Genomic DNA, 23,365 nt, shown 5'->3' with positions numbered 1-23,365 from the left:
TGGCCGGGGGCCCCGGAACGCGGATAGTCGAGCGATGTCACGAGAGAAGATGACCCACCGGCGGCGGGTGTGGATCGTCGCCGGGCTGTTCGCGGGGTGCGCGGCCCTGGTGTGGGGCACCGCGATCCCTGCCGGGTGGACGATGGCCCTCGGCGGGAACCTCTCGGTCCTCCTTACGCTGGTGGGGATTGCCCTGTTCAGCGCCTCGTTCCTCCTCGGTTGGCTGGGGACGGCGATCGCCTGGGTGGGGGCAGGGCTCCTGGCCCTCCCGGTGCTGGTGATCCCGGAGTTCATGCTCCCGCAACCGATGATGGGGGCGGTGATCCCCCTCCTGTTCGCGGGCATCGCGGTCCTCGGCCGGGGAGTGGGCTACCTGTGGGAGCAACGGTCGCACCGCCGGGAGATCCACGAACGTCTCGAGGACTGCTACGGTCGCGAGTTCTACGAGAACTCTCTCAACATCATCCACGTCATGAGCAACCGCGGGAACGTGAGCCGCCGCAACCGTCGATCCCAGGAGCTCTTGGGATGGCCGGGGCGCCAGTCGCTCCAGATCTCGGAGTACGTCCATCCCGAGGACATCGACCATTTCAAGGATCTCCTGAAGACGCTGTTCGAACGGGGGGAGCTGCGCCAGGAGCGCCTCCGCTTCCTGTCGCAGGGGGGGCGGGCGATCACCGTGGACATCCAGGGTCGGCGCGTCACGGGCACGGTGGCCGTGCTCGAGGCCCAGGACCGCTCCGAGGTCCAGGCCCTCGAACACAAGCTGCGCGAACAGGAAGCGCGGTACAGGTTCTTGATCGAGGACGGGATTGACACCCTCGACCTGGGGATCATCCTGTGGGACGAGGGGAAGCGCGTCCTGTGGGCGAACCAAGCGGTGGAGGAGTTCTTCGGGGTGGATCGCGAGGCGTTGGTGGGGCTCCCCGCGGAGAGGGTGCGGGATCGGATCGCCGAGGCCCTCGACAACGGAGAGGAGTACACCGCCCTCGTCAAGGATGCCTACCGGTCAGGGGCCGCGGTGGAGCCCCTCGTCACGCGCATCCGCTCGGGAGCGGGGCGCCACGAGAGGGTCATCCAGTACCGGTCCATCCCCATCGAGACCGCCCGCTACCGGGGCGGCCGCATCGACTACTACACCGACATCACCGAGCTCAAGCGGTTGGAGGATGCCCTGCGCCAGGAGAAGGCCCACCTCGATGAGGTGAATCGGAACCTGAAGAACTTCAGCGACATCGTGTCGCATGACCTGCGCAACCCGACGCGGACCGCGCTCGGGTACCTCACGTCGATCCTCGATCGCCACAGCGACGGGGAGCTCCCGGCCGAGGTGCGGGCGGACCTCGCGAAGGCGCAGGGCCGGCTGAAGCGGATGGACCAACTGATCGTGGACCTCACCAAGTTCTCCCAGATGCGGGTGGACTCGTCGCGCTACGAAGAGGTGGACGTGGGGAGGCTGGTCCAGGAAGTGTGCGAAGACCTGGGCGACCGGCTGAAGTCGGTGAGCGTGACGATCGCCGCCGACCTGCCGCGGGTGTGGGCGGTGCCTTCGCTCCTGCGGGACGTTTTTCAGAACCTGATTTGGAACGCGATCAAGTTCAACGACAAGGCGCTGCCGACGGTGGAACTGGGATGGAAGCCCTATCGCGGGGACTCATACCTCTTCTACGTGCGGGACAACGGTCCTGGCATCGAGGCCGACTACCTTGACATCATCTTCAAGATCTTCGAGAAGCTGGACAGCAAAACCGAAGGCACCGGGGCTGGCTTGGCGATATGCCGTCGCATCGTGGAAGAGCACGACGGGCGGATATGGGCGGAGTCGGAGGTCGGCGTGGGGACCACGTTCAACTTCACGATCCCCCGGGTGCCGGCGAACAAAGGGGTGGAGAGCGATGCCCGTTGAACGGCGAATGATCGTCCTCGTGGTGGAGGATGACGAGTCCCACTACGAGCTGATCGAGAGGTCCGTGCGCGGTCTGGAGAAGGCCGGGACGCGGTACGACCTGCACTGGGTTCAGGACGGGGCGGAGGCCCTCGATTTCCTGTTCCGCAAAGGAAAGTACAAGGATGCCCCGCGCCCGAACCTGGTCCTGTTGGACCTGAACCTGCCCAAGGTGAAGGGCCAGACCGTCCTCGACCGGATCAAGGAGGACGAGAAGCTGCGGAAGATCCCGGTGGTCGTCCTCACCGTGTCCACGTCCGACGAGGAGATGGCCCGGGCCTACGACTCCGGCGCGGCGGGGTTCCTCAACAAGCCGGCGAGTCGGGATGACTTCGATCGCCTCCTGAACACAGTCTGGGACTACTGGCGCATCGTCCGCGTTCCGGACTAGGGTCACCGGTTCGTGTTTGTGGGCGCGCACGCGGCCTCGCGGGGTGCGCCCTGTCCTTTGTCGCCTGCGGGGGCAACGTAATCTCGATCACGGGCCACGACCAAGGGGTCCAAGGCAAGGTGCCGGCCGACCAGGGGTTCCAACCCGCGCGGCTGCCGTTCGAATCGGTACGACACCCGGTCGAGAGCTGCTTCCAGGCCTCCTGTTCCTCGCCTCGGGGAGGGACTTCGGTCCCTCCCCCCTCTCTTGACGGGGCGCGCCGCGTCGTTGCGTCGTCTGAGTCCAGTCTAGCCTCTCCCCTCTCCTCCGTTGTCGGGGCCGTCGGGGGGCGGTAGAATCGGCCGACCGGGCACGGACGCCCGGGACATCTCGACAAGGGGGGATTCTCAGTGCGCAAGTGGCTAGGTTTGGCACTGGTCGTGGCGTTGATGGCGGCGCCGGCGATGGGGCAGGCGCTCAAGGGGAAGGTGGCCGTGGTCCTCGACGTCGGAGGCCGGGGCGACCTCTCGTTCAACGACATGGGGTTCAAGGGCACGGACGAGGCGGCGAGGGACTTCGGGCTGGAGATGGTCGAGGTCCAGAGCGCGACCGCGGCGGACTACCTCCCGAACCTGCGGAACCTCGCCCGAACCGGGCAGTATGACCTCATCATCTGCGTGGGGTTCCTCCTCGGGGACGCGCTCGCCCAGGCGGCCCAGGAGTTCCCTGACCAGAAGTTCGCGATCATCGACTCGGTCGTGGACGCTCCGAACGTGATGAGCATCGTGTTCCGCGAGAACGAGATGAGCGCGCTCCTCGGGGCGCTGGGGGCGCTGGCCGGGGCCCACTACGGCTACCCGAACGTGGGCATCGTCCTCGGGATCGAGATCCCGGTCCTGTACCACTTCGAGGCCGGATACCGCTTCGGCATTGACTGGGGGAACAAGCGGGCGGCGGAGGTCCTCGGGACCAACCCCGTCGGGCTCCTCTATACCTACACCGGTTCGTTCAGCGATATCGCGCTGGGGAAGGCGGCCACCGAGGCCATGCTCGCCCAGGGCGCGGTTGCGGTGTACAACGTCGCTGGTCCGCTCGGGATCGGCGACCTTGAGGCGATCACCGAGTACCACCGCAACAAGGGAACCGAGTCCGGCCCGCCGTACTACTTCGGCGTGGACGCTAACCAAGACTGGATGGGGCTTGGCAAGCACGGGCTTGCGAGCGGGATGAAGCGGGTGGACGTCGGCTGCTACAGCGCTGTTGAAGCTGTGGTCAAGGGGACGTTCACGGGCGGCATCACCAGCCTCGGCCTCGCGGAGGGCGGTGTGGGGATCAGCAAGTACCAGGACCTCCTCGACTTCATCGAGTTCGGCATCAGCGGCGGCGCGATGAAGCCGGAGGACCGCGATCAAACGATCGCCAACTGGCTCGCCAACCGGGCGACGGTCCCTGGTTGGATCTGGGAAGCGGTGGACGAGCTGGAAGCGGGGATCCTCAACGGGACGATCGTCGTTCCGACGGCGGACACCGTGGAGGAGTTGCGGGCTGTCCGCGCCCAGTACACGTTGGGGGCGCCGTAAGGCCCACGGTGGTACGTTGAACTGACGGGGAGAGGGAGCGTAGCGTTCCCTCTCCCCTCGTTTCCTTTGTGACTGGGGGCGCCCGCATGAGCGAGAGTTCGAGCCGTAGCGCTATAGCGGAGAACGGGTACTTCCTTCGGGCGGAGCGGATCACCAAGATCTACTCCGATGGCACAGTGGCCCTGCGTGAGGCGACCGTTGAGCTCCGCCCGAGCGAGATCCTGGGGCTCCTCGGGGAGAACGGGGCCGGCAAGACGACCCTCACCAAGATCCTGTCGGGCCTGCTTCCCCCCACCAAGGGACGCGTCGTGTCCCCGCGGGGGCCGGTGCGGTTTTCCAGCCCGCGGGAGGCCCTGGAATTCGGGATCGGGATGGTCCACCAGCACTTCGCCCTCGTGGGGACGTTCACCGCGGTGGAGAACGTGGCCCTGTCCCAGGAGCGGCCGTTTGCGCCCCTCCAGCTCGCCCAGACCCGGGCGAAGCTCGAGACGTTGATGGAGGAGAGCGGGCTCCGCGTCCCCCTCGATGTCCCGGTGGAGAAGCTCGCCGTTGGCGAGCAACAGCGGGTGGAGATCCTCAAGGTCCTGTCGCGGGACGTGGGCCTCCTCATCCTCGACGAGCCGACGTCGGTGCTCACCCCGCTTGAGGTGGATGAGTTGTTCCGCTTCCTGCGGCGGCTCAGGGACGAAGGGAAGGCGATCGTCCTCATCACCCACAAGCTGAAGGAGGTGGGCTTGATCACGGACCGCGTCGTCGTCCTGCGCAAGGGGGAGGTGGTGGGCGACGTGCGCACGTCCGCCGTGACGGCGGAGGAGCTCGCCCAGCTCATGGTGGGGAAGGCGCTGGAGACGAGGGCGGGGCGCGCGGTGGAGCTCTCCACCGACGAGATCCCGGCGCACGCCCGCCAACGGGGCGAGGGGAAGCAGGGGCCCGGGGTGCTCCACGTCGAGGGCCTCTCCGTGGCGGGGGACACGAAGCCGGTGGCCGTGCACGACCTCACATTCGACGTCTACGGCGGGGAGATCTTCGGGATCGCGGGGGTGGAAGGGAACGGGCAGACCGAGCTCGTGGAGGCCCTCACCGGCCTGCGCCCCGCCCTGAAGGGGATCGCGACCATCAACGGGCGGAACATCCTTGGGCTCGACCCTCGCCAGATCTACGAGCTCGGCGTGGCCCACATCCCCGAGGACCGGTGGGTGCTCGGGCTCGTCCTCCCGTTCACCCTCGCCGAGAACGCGATCCTGGGGGTGCACCGGTGGGACGAGTTCCGGGGGCCCCTGTCCATCCTCCGCTGGCGGAAGATCAACGCCCACGTGCGGTCCCTCATGGAGCGGTTCGAGATCCAGGCCACCGGCCCCAGCGCTCCCGCGAAGAGCCTGTCGGGCGGGAACCAGCAGAAGCTGATCGTGGGGCGGGAGCTCGCCAAGGATCCGGCGATCGTGATCGCCTCCCAGCCTACGCGGGGCCTCGACGTGGGAGCGGCCCAGTACATCCGGGATATCTTGGTCGAGATGCGGGACCGGGGACGGGCGATCCTCCTCGTGTCCGCGGACCTGGATGAGGTCCTGGCGCTATCGGATCGGGTGGCGGTGATGTACGAGGGGAAGTTCATGGCCGTCGCCCGGCCGGAGGAGCTGGACCGGGAGAAGGTGGGGCTTCTCATGGGCGGCGTGGGCGTAGGGGGGAAGGCATGACGGCACACGAGGCTCGGTCAGGGGGGCGGCTCCTGCGGGGGGTGCATCGCACGCTCACCGGGCTCCATCCCGTGTTGGAGTCAGTGCTCGCGGCGGTGCTGGGGCTCCTCGTGGGGGCCCTCCTCATGTACATCTGGGGCTACGACCCGTGGAAGGCGTACTGGGCCCTCTTCCGGGGCGCCTACGGCGGCAGTTACGAGATCGCCAGTTCGATCGCGCGGGGCGTGCCGCTCATCCTCACCGCGCTCACGTTCTCGATCTGCGTCCGGGCGGGGATGTTCAACATCGGGGCCGAGGGCCAGATGTACGTGGGGGCGGCAGCGGCGGTGTGTGTGGCGTACTTCAAGCTCCCCGCGGGGGTACACCTCCTCGTGGGGATCCTGTTCGCTGCGATCGCCGGGGCGTTGTGGAGCCTGGGGCCGGCGCTTCTCAAGCTGACCCGGGGGGTCAACGAGGTCATCTCGACGATCATGTTCAACTGGATCTCCCGGTTCCTCGTGTTCTACCTCGTGGCCTACGTCCTCGTGGATGCGCGCCAGGGGCAGCGCACGGTGCAGGTCCCCCTGTCGGCGCGGTTCCCGATCCTCGTGCGGGGGACGGACCTCTCCTATTCCGTGTTCCTCGCCGTGGCGTTCGCCCTGTTCGTGTACTTCCTCCTCTGGCACACCGCCACCGGCTACGAGGTGCGGGCGGCGGGGCTCAACCCCCGGGCGGCCCGCTACGGGGGGATCTCCATCAACCGCACGATCCTCCTCAGCTTCACCCTGGGAGGGGTGGGCGCGGGGTTGGCCGGGGCGGCGACGACGATGGGCCTCCCCCCGACCTACGCCATCATCAGCGGATTGCCCGAGCTCATGAACCTCGGGTTCGACGGGATGGCGGTGGCGATGATGGGCCGCAACCACCCGATCGGGATCCTGGTGGCGGCCCTCTTCTTCGGCGGCCTCAATGCCGGGGGACGGGTGATGCAGTTCTATGGCTCGAACCCCGTGCCGCTGGAGATGGTGCGGGTGGTGATGGGGGCGATCGTGATCGCGATGGCGATCCCTGAACTGGTGAGGGTCTTCCCGGCGATCGCGCGGAGCGTGCGCAAGCTCGGCGGGGTGTTCCGCCGCGATCGGGCGACGGAGAGGGAGGGAGCATGAACTGGAGCTACGTCCTCGATCTCCTGAGGATCTCGCTGCACGCGATGGTGCCGATCACCCTCACCGCGATCGGGGAGATCATCGGGGAGACAGCAGGGCTGTTCAACATCGGGCTCGAGGGGGCCCTTCTCATCAGCGCGTTCGTGGGGGCCCTCGGGGCGAAGGCGGGGGGGCCGGTTGTGGGACTTCTCGCAGGGATGGGCGTGGGGATGGCCATTGGGTTCGTGTTCTCCGTCATCTGCACCTACTGGAAGGGGACGCAGATGATCGCCGGGATCGGGATCAACCTGTTCGCGATGGGGTTTGTGGCGTTCGGGCTCATCAAGCTCGGGGCGCCCGGGTTCCACGCTGTCCCGGCGGAGGCGCAGCTTGCCAAGCTGCACACGCCGCTGGGGGCGCTGTCCCCCCTCATCTTTGTCGCCCTCGTGGTGCCGTTCCTCACCCACTGGTTCCTCAGGCGGACCCGGGCCGGGCTCATTCTGAAGGCGGTGGGGGAGAACCCCGAGGCGGCGGACGTCGCGGGGATCAACGTCCACCTGACCCGGCTCTTGGCGACCACGTTCGGGGGCGCGCTCGCCGGCCTCGCCGGGGCGTACCTGTCCGTGGGTTGGTTCGGGTCGGTGACGAAGGAGATCTCCGCGGGAAGGGGGTTCATCGCCCTGGCCACGGTCGTGTTCAGCGGTTTGAACCCGATCCTGGCCTTGGTGGGCGGGCTCATCTTTGGGTTCTTCCAGAGCCTCGCCACGTGGATCAAGACCTTGCCCACGAAGCCGATCCCGTGGCAGTTCGTGGACATGCTCCCCTACATCGTGACCCTCCTCGTGGTGTCGGGGGTCGTGGGGCGGGTCCGGTTCCCGAAGGCCCTCGGGGAGCCCTACAAGCGCGAGTGAGCCGCCGTCCGGTCGTCGCCGTTCTGGGCGACCTGAACGCGGACGTGACGATCCGGGTCGGGGCCGTGCCTCCCCCGGGGGGAGAGGCCCATGCCGACGCCGCACTGGCGGTGGGGGGATCGGCTGCGCTCACCGCCCGCTGGCTCGCGGCGCTCGGGTGCGAGGTGCGCCTCGCGGCGGCGGTGGGCGACGATCCGTTCGCGGACTGGCTCCTGCAGTCCCTCATCCGGGACGGTGTCCCCCCGACGTGGCTCCAACGCATCGCGGGGAGGCCGACCGGCCTCTGCTTCGCCCTCATCCACCCTGGCGGGGAACGGACCCTCCTCGCCTCGCCTGGCGCGGCGCGCGATCTCCGGTGGGAGGAGATTCCGGGGTCCTGGCTCGCTGGGGTGGACTGGCTCCACGTCTCCGGCTATGCATGGCGTGGGGGGGCCGAGCGCGCCGCGGCGGAGCGCGCCGTGGCCCGTGCCCAGGCGGAGGGGATTCCCCTGAGCCTCGACCCGGGAGCGATGGCGGGCACCGTGCGGGGCGACCGCGATCCCCTGTCGGCCTTCGCCCTCCTCCTCCCCAACCGGCACGAGATCCGCGACCTCACGGGGCACGACGATCCGTGGTCCGGGGCCGCGGAGCTCCGCCGCCGTGGGGTGGGCTGGGTGGCGGTGAAGCTCGATCGCGATGGGTGCTTAGTCCAGGGCCCTTGCGGCGGGGCGTGCGTCCCCGGTCACCCCGTCGAGGTGGGGAACACGACTGGGGCCGGGGATGCGTTCAACGCCGGGGCGATCGTGGGGGTCCTCTCCGGCTGGGAGCCGGAGGAGGTGGGGGAGCTCGGGAACCTCCTCGGTGCGGCCGCGGTCCGGCATGGGGCAGGGGGACCCCTGCCCGAGCGGGGCGACCTCCTGGCCCTCCTCGACCGGGGGAGTACCCTTGCCGGGTGGATCGAGACCCACTGGCGGAAGGAGGGACGATGAGCGCGGAGTGGAAGGAGCGCTGGGATGGGCTAAGGATCGCGTCGCTTGGCGACCTCTGTGGGGTGGAGGTTCCAGTGATCGGGATGGTCCACCTGTGGCCGCTCCCCGGCGCGCCGGGGTACGCCGGCTACGGGATGGAGAAGATCATCGCGGCGGCGCTCTCCGATGCGCGGGCCCTCGTGCGGGGCGGGGTGGACGGGCTGATCGTGGAGAACATGTGGGACCTCCCCTACCACGTGGGGCGGGCCGTGCCCCCCGAGGAGAGCGCGTGCCACGCCGTCGCCGCTCGGGCGGTGGTGGAGGAGGTCTCGGTCCCGGTGGGGATCAACGTCGTCCACAACGGGGGCGTGGTCGCGCTGGCCATCGCCGTCGCCTGTGGGGCGGCGTTCATCCGGGTGTGCCTCCTCACCGGGGCCCAGGTGTGGGACACGGGCGAGTTCGACCACGGCTGTGCCGCCGAGCTTCTCCGCAAGCGGAAGGAACTCGGGGCCGAGCACATCAAGCTCCTCTGCGATGTGGACAAGAAGCACGCCGTCCGCTTCCCGGGGATCGACCTCGCCACCCACATCGCGTGGACCGAGTTCTACGGGGCGGATGCCCTCATCGTCTCCGGCCGCATGACCGGGGATGCCCCCGCTGGGGAGAAGGTGCGGGCGGCGAAGGAGCTCGCCCACCGTCCGGTCCTGGTGGGATCGGGGGCGACGGAGGAGAACATCGCCCACTTCCTGCAGTGGGCGGACGGGGTCATCGTCGGGTCGAGCCTCAAGCGCGGGGGCGATCCGACCGCGCCGGTGGATGAGGAGCGGGTGGTGCGGTTCGTGGCCGCGGCCCGGTCCGGGCGGGGGTAGCGTTGCCCCTTCCCTGGCCTCAGGGCTCGCGGCCCGTGGTGGGGGTGATCCACCTCCCCCCCTTGCCGGGGGCGCCGCGCTCCAAGGGGGGAGGCCTTGATCCGATCCTCGACCGGGCGCGAGCCGACCTCGCTGCCCTGGAGGCGGGTGGGGCGGACGGGGCGATCGTGGAGAACTTCGGCGATGCCCCGTTTCGCAAGAAGGCCGACCCGACCACGGTGGCGGCGTTGGCGATCGTGGCCCGCGAGCTCGCGCGGGGGGCGCGGATCCCGCTGGGGGTGAACGTCCTTCGCTCGGACGGCGTGGCGGCGCTTGCGATCGCGTCCCTCGCTGGGGCGTCGTTCATCCGCGTGAACGTGTTCAGCGGGGTCGCGTTCACGGACCAGGGACTGATCGAGGGGGAGGCGCGGGCGATCCTCGACCTGCGGCGGGTGCTCGGGGGGGAGGTGGCCGTGCTCGCCGACGTCCACGTGAAGCACGCCGTGCACCTGGACACCCTCCCTTCTGCGGCGCGCGATGCGGCCCGCAACGGGCCCGACGCCCTCATCGTCACCGGCGGGGGGACGGGGGAGCCGCCCCCGCCCGCTGACGTGGAGGCAGTTCAGGATGCCTCGGGGCTCCCCGTGTTCGTGGGGAGCGGGATCCGGCCGGAGAACCTCCTCCACTACCCCCGGGCCGCGGGGTTCATCGTCGGCACCTCCCTCAAGGCCGGCGGGGTGGTGGGGAACCCGGTGGAGGCGGACCGGGTACGAGCCCTCGTCGCGGCCCGCGCCCGCCGCGGGGGGCGGGTATAATCGGACACACCAGGAGGTGGTGCTGTGAAGCGACTCACGTTGGCAGTGTTGGTGGTAACGGTGGCGCTGGGGGCGACGGGGCTCGCCCAGGCGCTCGGCACGAGGGACAACCCGATCATCTGGGTGTTCCCCCCATCCACGCGGGCGGAAGTGATCGAGGCGACGGCCAAGCAGATCGTCGAGGATATCGGGAAGGCGACCGGTCTGTACATCGTCCCGCGGGTGATGCCGGACTACGCCGCGCTCGTCGAGGCGTTCAAGGCGGCGGAGGGGAACGTGATGGGGACCCCGACCACGGACCAGTACGCCCGGATCTCGGTGGAGACGAACTTCGGGGCCCACGCCCGGCTGGCCGCCGTGCGCCGCGGGTACTCGTTCTACTTCTCCAGCATCTACGTCCCGCGGGCGGCGGGGTACACCTCGATCCACGACCTGAACGGTAAGATCTGGATCTACAACGATGAGGGCTCCACGTCCGGGTACGTCTTCCCCAAGAAGTACCTCGAGGACAACGGCGTGGTCGTGGGCGGCGTGGTGAAATCCGGTGGCCACCCGAACTCGTTGATCGCCCTCCTCAAGGGCCAGGGCGACTTCTGCACCGGGTACGGCTCCCCGCCGGAGCCCCCAGCTGGCTACGATGGCCCGAAGTGGGACTACGGCATGGACCCCGAGATGTGGATCTGGGACCGGGAGAACAACGCCCTCTATCCGCCGGAGGTCCGCGGGACATGCGTGGACCTGCGCTACGCTGTATCCCAGATCGAGGGGATGGGCACCCTCGAGGAGATCATCGAGAAGATCGGGGTGCTCGATACGGTCGGCCCTCTGCCGAATGACTGCATCGCCTTCTCGGCGGGGTTCCCGATCCGCGTGGAGAACGCGATTGTGGCCGCGATCATCGCCCACATCCGCTCCCCGGAGGGCAAGGCTCTGTGGAGCAACCCCAACTTCTATGAGTGGACCGACGTCGAGCTCATCGACGACTCCTACTACGATACGTACCGGTCGCTCGTGGGGTTGCCCAACCCCGAGCGGTAGGCTCAGGTGAAGGCATCGCGACCATGGGGGAGGCATCGCCTCCCCCATGGTTTGTCTGCCCATGGCTAATCCATACCTCGGTGTCGAGCACCTGACGAAGGTCTACGAGCGGGGGCAGGTCCTCGCCCTGCGCGACCTCAGCTTTGCAGTGGAGAAGGGGGAGTTCCTCGTGGTGATCGGCCTGTCCGGCTCGGGGAAGTCCACCCTGCTCCGTTGCATCAACCGGTTGATCGAGCCGACGAAGGGGAAGATCTGGCTCGATGGGGTCGAGGTGACCCGCCTCTCTCAGGCCCGGATGCGGCGGGTGCGCCGCAAGATCGGGATGATCTTCCAGCAGTTCAACCTCGTGGACCGCTCCACCGCGATCGCGAACGTCCTCACCGGGAGGCTTGGCTACCTGCCAGGGTGGCGGGCGCTCCTCGGCTGGTTCCCGGAGGAGGATCGGGAGAAGGCCCTCGCCAGCCTGGAGCGGGTCGGGCTGCGGGACAAGGCCTATGTGCGGGTGGATCAGCTCTCCGGAGGACAGCGGCAGCGGGTGGGGATCGCCCGCGCCCTCATGCAGGAGCCGGAATTGCTCCTTGCCGATGAGCCCGTGTCCGCCCTCGATCCCGCGACCTCGCACTCCATCATGCAGTACCTGGAGCAGATGAACAAGGAAGATGGGGTCACGGTCATCGCCAGCTTGCACTTTTTGTCGCTCGCCCGCCGCTACGGGACGCGGATCATCGCCCTCAAGGACGGCCAGCTCGTGTTCGATGGATCGCCGCAGGCGATCGACAACGTGAAGTTCAAAGAGATCTACGGCGAGGACGCCGAGGAAGTCGAGGTCAGGTGAACGGGGAGAGCGCGGCTGTGGGTTCCGCCTCGGCTGGGCGGGGGGTGGCCCTCTCCCGGCGCGCGCTCTCGTTCGCCCTCGATTGGATGGCCTGGGGGTACGTCGCCTACTGCGTGGTGTACCTCCTCAATTACTACTGGTACACCGTCCACGTGGACTGGTGGGGCACGTTGACCCTCCCCCCCTGGGGTTGGCCCCTGGTCATCCTCGCTACGCTCGAACTCGCGGTGTGGTGCCGCTCCCTTGGCCGGAGCCTCGGCCAGCGCGCAATCGGGGCCGAATTCCAGGATAGGGGAGGGGGGCGGATCACGGTCGGGCGGAGGCTCGCTCGCATCCTCCTCTGGCACATCTCCGTCCCCTTGCTTGCGGTCGGGTTTTGGCGGGGAGGGGATCCGTGGCACGACCGGGCCGTGGGGGTGAGCCTGCGCCCCATCTCTCCTGACCCCGAGCGGCCGGGCCGCCGCGCCCTCGCCACCCAGTGGGGCATCCTGGCCTTGTTCCTCAGCGCGCTCACCCTGTGGGTGGGATGGCTCATCATCGGGATCAACTTTCAAGTCCTGACCCGCCGGTCATCCCAGGCGGGGCGGATCTGGGGGGAGATGCTGCGCCCGGACTTCCGCTACTTCACGACCCCCGATCCCGTGTTCTCGCTCCGCGCCCAGTCCTACTCCATCCTCGACCTCGCCGTCGTCACCGTGTTCATGGCCCTCATGGCGACGATCCTCGGGGCAGCCATTGCCTTTCCCCTCTCCTTTTTTGGGGCGCGGAACGTGATGGGGTTCAGCCCGGTAGGGTGGGCGGTGTACGGGATCGTGCGTGGGTTCTTCAACGTGTTCCGTTCCATCGAGACGATCATCTGGGGCTCGATCTTCGCGGTGTGGGTCGGCTATGGAACGACGCTGGCGGGGATCCTCGCCCTCACCGTGCACACCATCGCCGCCCTGGGGAAGCTCTACTCAGAGCAGGTGGAGGGCGTGTCCTCCGGTCCGCTGGAGGCGGTGTGGGCCGTAGGGGGCAGCCGGGTCCAGGTAGTGCGCCACGCGGTGATCCCCCAGGTCTTGCCCAGCTTCTGGGCGTTCACCCTCTACCGGTGGGACATCAACGTCCGCATGTCCACCGTGATCGCCCTCGTCGGGGGGGGCGGGATCGGGGACATGCTCTTTTACTACAAGAACCAGGGGGACTGGCCGAAGGTGGGGGCGGTGGTGATCGTGATCGTGGCCATCGTGTGGGCGATGGACTACATCTCCGGCTGGCTCCGGGAGAGGATCGCGTGATGGGCTATCCCGAGGGGTACCTGTCCGAGCGGCCGCCGTGGACCACCCTGGCCGGGATCCGGGATGCCCTGGTGCGGAGGGCGCAAGCGGCCGGGCGGTACTTCGCGGTGTTCCTCATCGATGCTGGGGGGCTCGGGATCCTGTGGATCCTCGTGAGCTACGCCTACGCGTGGTACGCCCTCGGCGCGACGGCCTACACGCTCGTCCCATGGTGGCTGTTCGCGGTGGGGGTCGGGGAAGGGGCTGCGCTGTGGGGGACCTTTGGGCTCTCATTGGGGCAGCGGCTCGTGGGGCGGGAGCTCGGCCCGGCCGAGGGGAGGGAAGCCTCCCGCGGCGCGCGCGTTCGATACCTCCTCCTCTGGCACGCTTTCGTCCTCCCCGGGATCGGGTTCCTGTTCGATCCTCCCCTTCACGAACGCCTCTCGGGGCTTCGGCTGCGGCCGCGGAGGATGGAGGGGGTGGCTCCGGCCCCGTGGTACCGGACGTCGGCCGGGCTGTTCGTAGCGGCGCTCCTCGTTGTGACCTGCGCCGCCGCGGTCGGGGTGACGATTAGCTGGCCCGCGCTTGCGCGCCTGTTCTACCAGGCGGGCGAGACGGCGGATTTCTGGCGGGCCCTCATCTCCCCCGACACCTCGATCCTCCTCGATGCTGGGCGGGACATGATCGTCACCATCTTCATGGCCGTCCTAGCGACCCTGTTTGCGGTGGTCGTGGCGGTGCCGCTCAGCTTCCTCGCCGCACGGAACCTCATGACCGGCCCGGTGGGGAGGCCCATCTACACGATCATCCGCGGGGCGATGAGCATCATCCGCTCCATCGAGCCGATCATCTGGGCGATCATCTTCCTGGTGTGGGTCACCGCGCTAAGGTCCGCGTTCGCGGGGATCCTCGCCCTGTGGGTGCACTCCATCGCCGATCTCGTGAAGCTCTACGCTGAACGGCTGGAGGCGATTGACCAGGGGCCGATCGAGGCCATCACCGCCACCGGGGCGGGGCGCCTCTCAGTCCTCCGCTACGCGATCATCCCCCAGATCGTGAACCCCTACATCTCGTTCACCCTCTACCGGTGGGACATCAACATCCGCATGGCGACCGTGGTCGGCCTCGTGGGCGGGGGCGGGATCGGCCAGCGGCTCATCAACTACATCTGGGGCGTCCAGTACCGCCAGGCGGGGACGGTGATGATCCTCATCGTGATCCTGGTGTGGGCGATCGACTACCTCTCCGCCCGCCTGCGGGAGAAACTCGCGTGACGGCCGCCCCCCACCCTTAATAATCTCTCCCCCTAATCCCTCCCCCCGCCCCTCCCTCAAGGGAGGGGGAAAAGAACTGGGGGAAGAGGCTCGACCGCCGGCTGGAGCGAGGTCGAGAAGACCAACCCCTCTCCCCCCGCAGGGGGGAGAGGGTCTGGGTGAGGGGGGAGAGGGGTCCCGCGTTATACCGTCGCGTGTTACACAGCATTGTATAATCAGGCCATGGAGAACCCGTTCCGGTACAGCGGGGTCGTGACAGGGGACCTGTTCGTGGATCGGGCGGAGGAGATCGCTGCCCTCCACCAGGCGTTCCGCGCGGGGGAGCACATGTTCCTCTACTCCCCGCGCCGGTACGGGAAGACGTCCCTCATCCTGGAGGCGTTCCGCCGCCTCCCCGCCACGGAGAAGTGGGTGTACGTGGATCTCTCCCGCGCTCTCTCCCTCCAGAGCATGGTCGAGCTCCTCATCTCGGCGGTCCTCGCTGGGACGGAGTCCCCCGTGGAACGGGCGCGGCGGTGGGGGCGCACGTTCCTGGCGCGCCTCCAGCCCCGCCTCGTCCTCGACTCGACCGGCCGGATCCAGGTCGAGCTCGGCTATAGCCCGCGCCTCACCGAGCCGGCGACGCTCGCCGAGGCCCTCGACCTCCCCCAGCGGGCGGCCGAGGAGCTCGGCGTGCGGCTCCCGGTAGCGCTCGACGAGTTCCCGGTCGTGCACGAGCTGGGGGGCGACGGGCTCCTGCGGGCGATGCGGGCGGCGTTCCAGATGCACGACCATGTGAGCTACGTGTTCGCGGGGAGCGAGACGGGGATGATGGAGGAGCTCTTCGCCGCGGAGAGGTCCCCGTTCTTCCGGATCGGCCGGCCGCTCCGCCTCGGGGCGGTCCCGCGGGATGAGTTCGTCCCGTTCCTCGTCGCCGGGTTCCGGAGCGGGGGAATGGACCTCCCGCCGGATCTCGCTGCCCAGCTGTGCCAGGTCGTGGACGACCACCCGTACTTCGTGCAGACCCTCGCCCACGAGCTGTGGGCGCAGGCGCGGGGGGGCCCGATCACGGACCAGGATCTGGCGAGCGCCCTTGCCGCCGTCGTCGGGTGGCACGATGCCTACTACCGCCGCCTGTGGGAGAGACTGACCCTCTACCAGCGACGGTGCCTCCTCGCCCTCGTCGAGCTCGGGGCCGGGGCGTCCCTGTTCGCCGCGGACACGGTGGCGCGGTTCGAGCTCAAGAGCCCATCCCACGTTCAGCGCGCGCTCGCCGCCCTCCAGCGGGAGGGGCTGGCGGAGAGGAGAGGAGGGGAGTACAGCCTGGCCGATCCCCTCTTCCCCCACTGGGCCCAGGCGGCAGGGCTGGTGTCGGGCCGGGGCGGTCTCGAGTAGGATCAGGGCAATGCGGGCCGTGGACCTGATCGAGGCGAAGCGCGACGGGAGGGAGCTCTCCGCGTCCGAGATCCGCTGGCTCATTGGGGAGTACGTGGCGGGGCGGGTCCCCGACTACCAGATGGCGGCGTTCCTCATGGCCGTGTACTTCCGGGGAATGAGCGAGGACGAGACCGTCGCCCTCACCCGGGCGATGGCCGAGAGCGGGGAGAGGATTGACCTCTCCGGGATCCCTGGGATCAAGGTGGACAAGCACTCCACCGGCGGGGTCGGGGACACGGTGACCCTCGTTCTGGTGCCCCTCCTCGCCGCGGCGGGGCTGGTGGTGGCCAAGCTCTCCGGCCGGTCCCTCGGCCACACCGGGGGGACGATCGACAAGTTCGAGGCGATCCCCGGCCTGCGCACCGAGCTCTCCCTCGACGAGATCCGCGCCCAGGCCCAAGCGATCGGGGCCGTGATCGCCGACCACACCGCCGATCTTGTCCCCGCCGATCGGCTCCTCTACGAGCTCCGGGATGTCACGGCCACCGTGCCGTCCTTGCCCCTTATCGCCTCCTCCGTCCTCTCCAAGAAGCTCGCCGGGGGGGCGGACGCGATCGTGCTCGACGTCAAGTGCGGCGACGGGGCGTTCATGCGTGAGGAGGCCGCTGCCCGCCAGCTCGCTGAGACCCTCGTCCGGGTGGGGAATAAGCTCGGGAAGAAGTTCTCCGCCCTCATCACCGCGATGGACGAGCCGCTGGGGACGAGGGCTGGGAACGCCCTCGAGGTGGTCCAGGCGATCGAGGTCCTGCGGGGAGAGGGGCCGGCGGATCTGCGCGAGGTGACCGTTGCCCTGGGGGCGGAGCTCCTCGTCCTCGCCGGGCAGGTCGCCTCTCCCGCGGTGGGCCGCGAGCGCCTGGCGGGGCTCATCTCCTCCGGGCAGGCGTGGGCCCTGTTCCGGAAGCTCGTCGCCGCCCAGGGGGGCGACGTGCGGGCGATCGAGGAACCGCGTCGGCTCCCCACCGCGGGCCAGGTGGTCGCGGTCCCTGCGCCGGCGTCAGGGTACGTGACCGAGCTCCGCGCCCGCCCGATCGGCGTCGCGTGCGGGCTCCTCGGAGCGGGGCGCGAGGTGAAGGGGGAGCGGGTGGATCCCGCGGCCGGGGTTGAGCTCCTCGCCAAGGTGGGGGACGAGGTCGAGGAAGGGGAGCCCGTGGCCCGGCTCCACGTCGGTCGTCCCGACCGCGTGGCTGCGGCGAGGGAGCTCGTCTCCGGCGCGTACACGATCGGGGTGGAGAGGCCGGCGCCCCGGCCCTTCATCTTGGGCCGCGTCGCCCCGTAACCCCCTGCCTCTCCCCCTCACCCTACCTCTCCCCCCGATGGGGGGAGAGGGGAAAGGAGAGAGCCTCCTGCCTCTCCCCCCACTGGGGGGAGAGGAATACAAGGTGAGGGGGGCTTGTCCCCGCCGGCCGTTTCCCGAACCCTGCCAGGCCGTCGGACAACAGGGTCCGACGCTACGGAAACTTTCCCCCTCTGGGGGAGAGGGGAAAGAAGGAGGCCCCCTCACCCTACCTCTCCCCCAAGGGGGAGAGGGAGTGGTGCCCTTTGCCTCTCCCCCCGGTGGGGGGAGAGGAATTGAGGCCCCCTCACCCCGACCCTCTCCCCCCGCAGGGGGGAGAGGAATAAAAGGTGAGGGGGGGCGCCGGGGTTGATGACGGTGGCCTACAGGTGTGTACAATCCCTGGCAAAGGAGGTGGCCGATGGCCTACGTGACGAAGAAAGAGCTCGTGGACAAGCTGAAGCCGATGCTCACCGAGCTCTCCCAGCTCGAGGAGGAGTTGGAATCGGCCCTGGAGCGCCTGGAAGACCTGTTGGATAAGGTTGAGGAGACGCTCGACGAGGCCGAGGAGGAGTGACCTCAGTTCCCAACCTGTCTCCGATCTAACCCAGGGGCCATCCCCTGGGTTCCTTTCTTCCCGTGGGGGGCTGTTGTCTTCGCCCACGCCTCCGCTGTACCCTCGGGGTCACTGGCGAAGCTAGAGGAGGAACACATGACGCGTTGGCTTGTCCTAGGGTTACTCTTGACGGTGGGCGTGGCAGGGCTCGCCCAGGACCAGGAGACGACGAAGACCGTGGGGGACCAACTCCTCACGTTCATCCAGTCCGCGGCGGACCTGCTCGGCAAGGGGCTCGTCGAGCTCGTGAACCTGGTCCTCCCCGAGGGCCGGGAGGTGAGCTCCGACCTCGCGCAGCCCCTGGGCTACCTGGGCCTGATCACGGTGATCCTGCTCCTGTTCGGGATCATCGAGGCTGCACGCAAGGTGATCTGGATCGTCGTCATCGTCGGGTGGGTCCTCCTCGTGGTGCGGATCATCCTCGACGCCCTGCACGTGGCGTGAGCCTGCGGCGCCGTTACGAGAGCCCGCTCAGGATCATTTGGATAGCGCTATAGGTGAGCACGAGCGCGAACAGGCGCCGCAGCCAGCGGGCGGGGAGCCGGGTGGCGATCATCGGCCCCAGTTGTGAGCCGAGGATCACCCCGGCCGCCAGGGGGAGGGCGAGGTCCCACCGGGTGCGTCCGGCGAGGGCATGGCCCACGGTCGCGACCCCCGATGACGGGATCATCACGAACAGGCTCGTCGCGGCCGCGGGGACGATGTCGAGCCCGAGCAGGGTCAGGGCGGGGACCAAGATCACCCCGCCCCCGATCCCGAACAGCCCGCCGGCGGTGCCGGCCACGAGCCCGATCCCCAGCCCAGCGACGAGGCTGATCCCGCTCCGTCCGCGACCGCGAAAGAGGTCTTTGGGCTGTTTGCCCAAGAGGAGGATCACCGCCGGGTAGAGGAGGAAGATCCCGAACCCGAGGGCGAGCGTCCCCGAGTCCACGCGGCCGGAGATCCACTGCCCAAGCCACGCTCCCGCTATCGCACCCGGGATCACGGGGAGCCCCACCCGCCAGTTCGTCGCCCCCCGCCGGAGGTAGGCCACCGTGCTCGACACGCCGTTCGCCACCACGGCGGCGCTGCTCGTGCCGACCGCCACTTGCGACGTGGGAGCGAGGCCCGTGAGGAGGAGGAGCGGGACCATGAACATCCCCCCTCCGATGCCGAGCATCGACCCGATCGCGCCCACGCCAACCCCGGCCAGGGCAAGAAGGATGTACGTCATAATGGGGATTGTAACAGCGTTTGGCGCCACAGGGGCCCCGGGCGGCGCATGGGACAAATGTCCCAAAACGTGGGTTTGACTTTTTTCGCGAGCAGTCCTATGCTCCGCTCAACTGCTCCTACCGGGGCAGTAACGAGGAGGTGCGTGCTGCTCATGGACAAGAAGGCCAAGCCGAAGCCGGGCAAGCCGAAGAAGTAGTTTGGGCTGTGCGTTCTGGGGGGCGAACTCCCAGAATGCATGTACCGCTGCAGCACGTAGGCAAATGGCGGGGGCAGGGGAACCTGCCCTCGTCCTTTGTCTGATGGAATGTTGCGATCCTAATGAGCCGTGTGTCCCCGGACGCCGGCTGCGCGACCGGCAGCGAATGTAACGAATGTCCCGTCGCGGGCTATTGACTTCCCATCAGAATGGATCTAGTGTACGCCCAGCTGCTCCCAGTAGGGCAGCAACGAGGAGGTGCCGTGCTGGCCATGGACAAGAAGGATAAGCCGAAGCCGCAGCCGGGTAAGCCCAAGTAACCTTGGGGCATGCCGTATAGCAGAAGGTGGGCACCCGGGTGGTAGGTCCGGGTGAGGCCAAGTGAAGAAGAGGGGGCGGTCGCAACCGCCCCCTTCCTATTCCCCCCTGCCCTCTCCCCCCCTCACCTCGCCTCTCCCCCCGCAGGGGGGAGAGGAACAAAAGGTGAGGGGGGAGAGGAAAAGAAGAACTCTCCTCCCAAGTCTTTCTCTCCCTCCCTTGAAGGAGCCTCTCGTTCCCCCCCTCCCTTGAGGGAGGGGAAGGGGAGGGTGGCTCCCCCTCACCTCGCCTCTCCCCCCGCAGGGGGGAGAGGAACAAAAGGTGAGGGGGGAGAGGGATCACGGGTGAAGGGGGGCGACATCCGCTCGGTCCTGGCTAGAATCGGGCCATCATGAAGCGCGGGGTGCCTCTGGGCGTGGCGCTGGGCGGCGGGGGGGCGCGGGGGTTCGCCCATTTCGGCGTGCTCATCGAGCTCCTCGAGGCCGGGATCCGTCCCGAGTTCGTGGCCTGGACGAGCATGGGCGCCATCGTCGGCGCGGCCTACGCCGTAGGGCAAGACCTCCCCCAGCTCGTGCGCGTCCTGGGGCACCTCGAGTTGAAGAAGGTGTTCGGCGTGCCGGAGAGCTACGACCGCGTCGTCGGGCAAGCCCTCGCCGAGTCCCTGTGGGGGCGGCTCCGCAACCGGCCATGGTGGGAGGAGGGTTCCCCGCGCCTCTCCCGGCTCCGGGAGTTCCTGAAGCTCTTCACGAAGGAGATGTGGTTCGAGGACCTCGAGATCCCGTTCGTGGCCGTGGCCGCCGACCTCGCGACCGGGGAGGAGGTGCGGGTGAACGAGGGCGCGGTGCACCACGGGGTTGCCGCGAGCGCGGCGTTGCCGGGGCTGTTCGGGCCCGTGCAGTGGCGGAAACGGTACCTCGTGGACGGGGGGCTGGTGAACAACCTCCCCGTGGACGCCGTCGAGGAACTGGGCGCGCGGAGCGTGCTCGCCGTGAACGTGAGCGCCTCCCTCGGGCCGGTGCCGAAGACCCTGGTCGGGCTCGCCCTGCGGGCCCAGGAGATCACGGCCCACGAACTCGGGCGGGTCAAGCTCGACCTCGCCCGGGGCCGGCTCGGCCCGCGCCTGGCGGTGATCCATCCCGACGTGGACGAGATCGGGCTTCTCGAGTTCGAGCGCCTCGACGAGGCGGTGGAGGCGGGTCGCGAGTCGGCCCGCGCCGCGATCTCCCGCCTGTGGTGAACCGTCGTGCTCCCCTCACCCTGCCTTCTCCCCCCCTCACCTTTCATTCCTCTCCCCCCGGTGGGGGGAGAGGCGAGGTGGAGGGTTCATCCCTCTCCCCCGCTGGGGGAGAGGTAGGGTGAGGGGGCGCCTTCTTTCCCTCGCCCCCGCAGGGGGGAGAGGGTCTGGGTGAGGGGGGCCTCAATCCCTCGCCCCCCGCAGGGGGGAGAGGGTCGGGTGAGGGAGGAGAGGTAGGGTGAGGGGGAGCCACCCTCCCCGCGCCCCTCCCTCAAGGGAGGGGGAAAAGGACTCGGGGGGAGAGGCGAGGGGCTTCAATCCCTCGCCCCCCGCAGGGGGGAGAGGGATTTAAAAAAACGGGGCGGGCCGCAGCCCGCCCCTGAAACCCGTGTGCCACGTTCTTCTTACGACGTGCTACGAGAGCCTTCGTCGGAGTCGGACATCGGGCCGCACCCGTAGCCGTTGCACGCCGAGACCTTGTACCAATACTTGGTCCCTGCTTGCGCCGTGGTGTCGGTGCAGGAAGTGTTTATGAAGTCTTCGTCGGCATCCGTGATCTTCGTGTACGTCCCGGTTTGGCTCGTGGACCGGTACACCTCGTACCTGGTGGCTCGTTCCGCTGCGGCCCACGTGATGACCACCTTGCTGGTATCGGTGCCGTCCGTGGCGTTCACGTTCGTTGGGGCATCCGGCGTGCGCCGGACGTAGCCTGACTCCGGGGCGGAGGACCCGCCGCACCCGCACGCTGTCGCTTCACTACATGCCTTCACCTTGTAGTAGAACGTCTTCTCCCAATAGCTGGCCACTTCTACTACTGTGCTGTCGTCGAACGTGACCGTGGTGTTCGGGTCGGCGTCTGCGGCCTCCTCTTTGGTAGCGATCTGTGTGTAGGACCCCCCGAACGACTCGGCCCGCCACACCTCGTACTCTGTCGCCCCACTGATCTCATTCCAGGTGAGCACGATCTTCGTAGCATGAAGGCCATCGGTGGCGGAGACCGTGGGCACGCCCGTCACGCGGGTGCCGCGGTACCCGGTGTCAGGCACGGAAAGTGGGCCCTCGCCTGTCGCGTTCATTGCGCTCACCGCGTACCAGTAATCCGCGCACAGACCCAGTGGGTTGTTCGTGGCGTGATGGACGTCGTCGAAGGAGGTGGAGGTGGTCTCCGCGATCCGGTCAGTGGTGATGTCGAACGTGGAGTCATCTGACCGATAGATACGATAGCTCGTGGCTCCGGAGACGCTCGACCAGGTGACGCGGATCTTGTCGGCGAACGCCCCATCCGAGGCCGTTACGTTCTGGGGCTGGCCGGGGAGGTCGCCCGTCCCGCCGCTGCCACCGCCGCCCCCTCCGCCGCCCCCGGTCGAGGCGTGGCCGAAGTCCGGAACCGAGAACGCGCTACAGCCCGCGCTGTTGCACGCCTTCACCTTGTACCAATAGGTCGTCCCTTGGGTCACGCCTGTGTCGTCGTAGGAAGCTCCGGTGACGGTGGCGCGCCGGGTGTAGGTCCCATCCTCGCTCTCGGCGCGGTGGACCTCGTAGTTCGCCGCCCCCGTCACGGCCGTCCAGGTGACCCGCACCCGGTCCGTGTACGTCCCGTCCGTGGCCAAAACGTTCGTCACCGGATCGGGAGCGCTCGCGAACGTGAACCCCAAGTCCGGGGCTGAGAACGCGCTGCAGCCGGAGGCGTTGCACGCCTTCACCTTGTACCAGTACACCACGCCCGGCGAGGCATCGCGATCGTCGTAGGTCGTCCCGCTCACCGTGCCGCGCAGGTTGTACGGCCCGCCCCGGGCCACGTCCCGCCACACCTCATACGACGTTGCGCCCGGGCTCGGGTTCCACGTCACCCGCACCCGGTCCGTGTACGTCCCGTCCGTGGCCGAGACCCCGGTGGGGACCTGGGAGATCCCCTCGCCCGCCGCGTAGCCGGAGTCGGCCGTCGAGAGGTCGCTACAGCCGCTGCGGTTGCAGGCCTTGACGCGGTACCAGTACGTGGTGTTCGGGGTGACCGTGTCGTCGGAGTAGGTCGTCCCGGGGGTCTCGCCGATCTTCTCGTAGGACCCATCCTCGCTTGGTGCCCGCCACACCTCGTAGCGCAGCGCCCCGCTCACGCTCTCCCACACGATCGCGATCCGGTCCAGGGAGCTCCCGTCCGACGCATCCACCCCGGTCGGGACGCCGGGGGCGACGAGCCCGAGCAGGGCGCACCCGCCGAGGATCATCCCCGCGGCCAGGAGGCCGATCGTGATGGGCGTTCGCGTGCTGTGTTTCCTCATCCGTGTCGTCATCGTTTCCCTCCCCACGAGCATGTGCGATTCGATCATACGGATCTTGGAGCGGGCCGACAAAGCCCCCTGCCCTCGGCCCCCTCACCCTGCCCTCTGCCCCCTCACCTTCCCTCTCCCCCAAGGGGGGAGAGGAAAAACGGGGAGATCCTCTCCCCCAAGGGGGGAGAGG

At 68.5% G+C, this 23,365-nt stretch carries 20 protein-coding genes; 18 read left to right on the top strand and 2 right to left on the bottom strand.

The features are described from left to right. Nucleotides 1–34 precede the first annotated feature (34 nt). The 17 genes from BARAN1_RS00210 (at nt 35) to BARAN1_RS00135 (ending at nt 18,386) form a co-directional block, all read left to right on the top strand. Nucleotides 35–1,906, top strand: a complete 1,872-nt coding sequence (locus tag BARAN1_RS00210; protein ID WP_122030348.1) for an ATP-binding protein — start codon at nt 35–37, stop codon at nt 1,904–1,906. Further along, nucleotides 1,896–2,336: a response regulator gene (locus BARAN1_RS00205; protein ID WP_231944264.1), complete on the top strand. Its 441-nt coding sequence runs from the start codon at nt 1,896–1,898 to the stop codon at nt 2,334–2,336. Before BARAN1_RS00210 ends, BARAN1_RS00205 begins: the two co-directional genes overlap by 11 nt. 389 nt (nt 2,337–2,725) lie before the next feature. Beyond that, nucleotides 2,726–3,895 carry a BMP family lipoprotein gene (locus tag BARAN1_RS00200; protein WP_231944263.1) on the top strand — a complete coding sequence of 390 codons (1,170 nt, stop codon included), beginning with the start codon at nt 2,726–2,728 and terminating at the stop codon, nt 3,893–3,895. 86 nt (nt 3,896–3,981) lie between these two features. Further along, entirely contained in the window at nt 3,982–5,589 is a 1,608-nt protein-coding gene (locus tag BARAN1_RS00195) for an ABC transporter ATP-binding protein (protein WP_122030345.1), read from the top strand. Next, nucleotides 5,586–6,734, top strand: a complete 1,149-nt coding sequence (locus BARAN1_RS00190) for an ABC transporter permease (protein WP_122030344.1) — start codon at nt 5,586–5,588, stop codon at nt 6,732–6,734. The genes BARAN1_RS00195 and BARAN1_RS00190 overlap by 4 nt, the downstream gene beginning before the upstream one ends. Beyond that, nucleotides 6,731–7,624: an ABC transporter permease gene (locus tag BARAN1_RS00185; RefSeq protein WP_122030343.1), complete on the top strand. Its 894-nt coding sequence runs from the start codon at nt 6,731–6,733 to the stop codon at nt 7,622–7,624. Before BARAN1_RS00190 ends, BARAN1_RS00185 begins: the two co-directional genes overlap by 4 nt. Beyond that, a complete protein-coding gene (locus BARAN1_RS00180; RefSeq protein WP_157959325.1) occupies nt 7,621–8,592 on the top strand; it encodes a carbohydrate kinase family protein in 972 nt (323 codons plus the stop codon). The genes BARAN1_RS00185 and BARAN1_RS00180 overlap by 4 nt, the downstream gene beginning before the upstream one ends. After that, nucleotides 8,589–9,440, top strand: coding sequence for a BtpA/SgcQ family protein (locus BARAN1_RS00175; RefSeq protein ID WP_122031723.1), 852 nt, complete (start codon nt 8,589–8,591; stop codon nt 9,438–9,440). Before BARAN1_RS00180 ends, BARAN1_RS00175 begins: the two co-directional genes overlap by 4 nt. A gap of 35 nt (nt 9,441–9,475) precedes the next feature. Then, nucleotides 9,476–10,234 carry a BtpA/SgcQ family protein gene (locus BARAN1_RS00170; RefSeq protein WP_231944262.1) on the top strand — a complete coding sequence of 253 codons (759 nt, stop codon included), beginning with the start codon at nt 9,476–9,478 and terminating at the stop codon, nt 10,232–10,234. A 24-nt stretch (nt 10,235–10,258) separates the two neighbouring features. Next, complete coding sequence (locus BARAN1_RS00165; protein ID WP_122030340.1) at nt 10,259–11,272, top strand: PhnD/SsuA/transferrin family substrate-binding protein; 1,014 nt, start codon at nt 10,259–10,261, stop codon at nt 11,270–11,272. Between the two features lie 61 nt (nt 11,273–11,333). Beyond that, the gene (phnC, locus tag BARAN1_RS00160) at nt 11,334–12,107 is read left to right on the top strand and encodes a phosphonate ABC transporter ATP-binding protein (RefSeq protein WP_122031722.1); all 774 of its coding nucleotides are present in this window, start codon (nt 11,334–11,336) and stop codon (nt 12,105–12,107) included. Then, on the top strand, nt 12,104–13,384 hold the full coding sequence (gene phnE, locus BARAN1_RS00155; RefSeq protein ID WP_122030339.1) for a phosphonate ABC transporter, permease protein PhnE: 1,281 nt from the start codon (nt 12,104–12,106) through the stop codon (nt 13,382–13,384). Before phnC ends, phnE (BARAN1_RS00155) begins: the two co-directional genes overlap by 4 nt. Then, nucleotides 13,384–14,637, top strand: a complete 1,254-nt coding sequence (gene phnE / locus BARAN1_RS00150; RefSeq protein ID WP_122030338.1) for a phosphonate ABC transporter, permease protein PhnE — start codon at nt 13,384–13,386, stop codon at nt 14,635–14,637. Before phnE (BARAN1_RS00155) ends, phnE (BARAN1_RS00150) begins: the two co-directional genes overlap by 1 nt. A gap of 222 nt (nt 14,638–14,859) precedes the next feature. Next, the gene (locus tag BARAN1_RS00145; protein ID WP_122030337.1) at nt 14,860–16,011 is read left to right on the top strand and encodes an AAA family ATPase; all 1,152 of its coding nucleotides are present in this window, start codon (nt 14,860–14,862) and stop codon (nt 16,009–16,011) included. Nucleotides 16,012–16,021: 10 nt separating this feature from the next. Next, nucleotides 16,022–17,329, top strand: a complete 1,308-nt coding sequence (locus BARAN1_RS00140) for a thymidine phosphorylase (protein WP_122030336.1) — start codon at nt 16,022–16,024, stop codon at nt 17,327–17,329. Between the two features lie 418 nt (nt 17,330–17,747). Continuing rightward, nucleotides 17,748–17,903, top strand: coding sequence for a hypothetical protein (locus BARAN1_RS06450; protein WP_157959324.1), 156 nt, complete (start codon nt 17,748–17,750; stop codon nt 17,901–17,903). 165 nt (nt 17,904–18,068) lie between these two features. After that, a complete protein-coding gene (locus tag BARAN1_RS00135; RefSeq protein ID WP_122030335.1) occupies nt 18,069–18,386 on the top strand; it encodes a hypothetical protein in 318 nt (105 codons plus the stop codon). Between the two features lie 13 nt (nt 18,387–18,399). Here BARAN1_RS00135 and BARAN1_RS00130 read toward each other — a convergent pair whose 3' ends face one another. Next, entirely contained in the window at nt 18,400–19,155 is a 756-nt protein-coding gene (locus BARAN1_RS00130; protein ID WP_122030334.1) for a sulfite exporter TauE/SafE family protein, read from the bottom strand. 907 nt (nt 19,156–20,062) lie between these two features. Here BARAN1_RS00130 and BARAN1_RS06735 point away from each other — a divergent pair. Beyond that, complete coding sequence (locus BARAN1_RS06735) at nt 20,063–20,908, top strand: patatin-like phospholipase family protein (protein WP_122030333.1); 846 nt, start codon at nt 20,063–20,065, stop codon at nt 20,906–20,908. A 401-nt stretch (nt 20,909–21,309) separates the two neighbouring features. Here the strand turns inward: BARAN1_RS06735 and BARAN1_RS00120 are convergent, their stop codons facing one another. After that, nucleotides 21,310–23,184, bottom strand: a complete 1,875-nt coding sequence (locus tag BARAN1_RS00120; RefSeq protein ID WP_162297720.1) for a fibronectin type III domain-containing protein — start codon at nt 23,182–23,184, stop codon at nt 21,310–21,312. Nucleotides 23,185–23,365 lie beyond the last annotated feature (181 nt).

It is taken from the genome of Candidatus Bipolaricaulis anaerobius (assembly GCF_900465355.1).
Classification (GTDB): Bacteria; Bipolaricaulota; Bipolaricaulia; order Bipolaricaulales; family Bipolaricaulaceae; genus Bipolaricaulis; species Bipolaricaulis anaerobius.
Note: the sequence above shows the minus strand (reverse complement) of the source record. Positions and strands in the feature narration are given on the sequence as shown.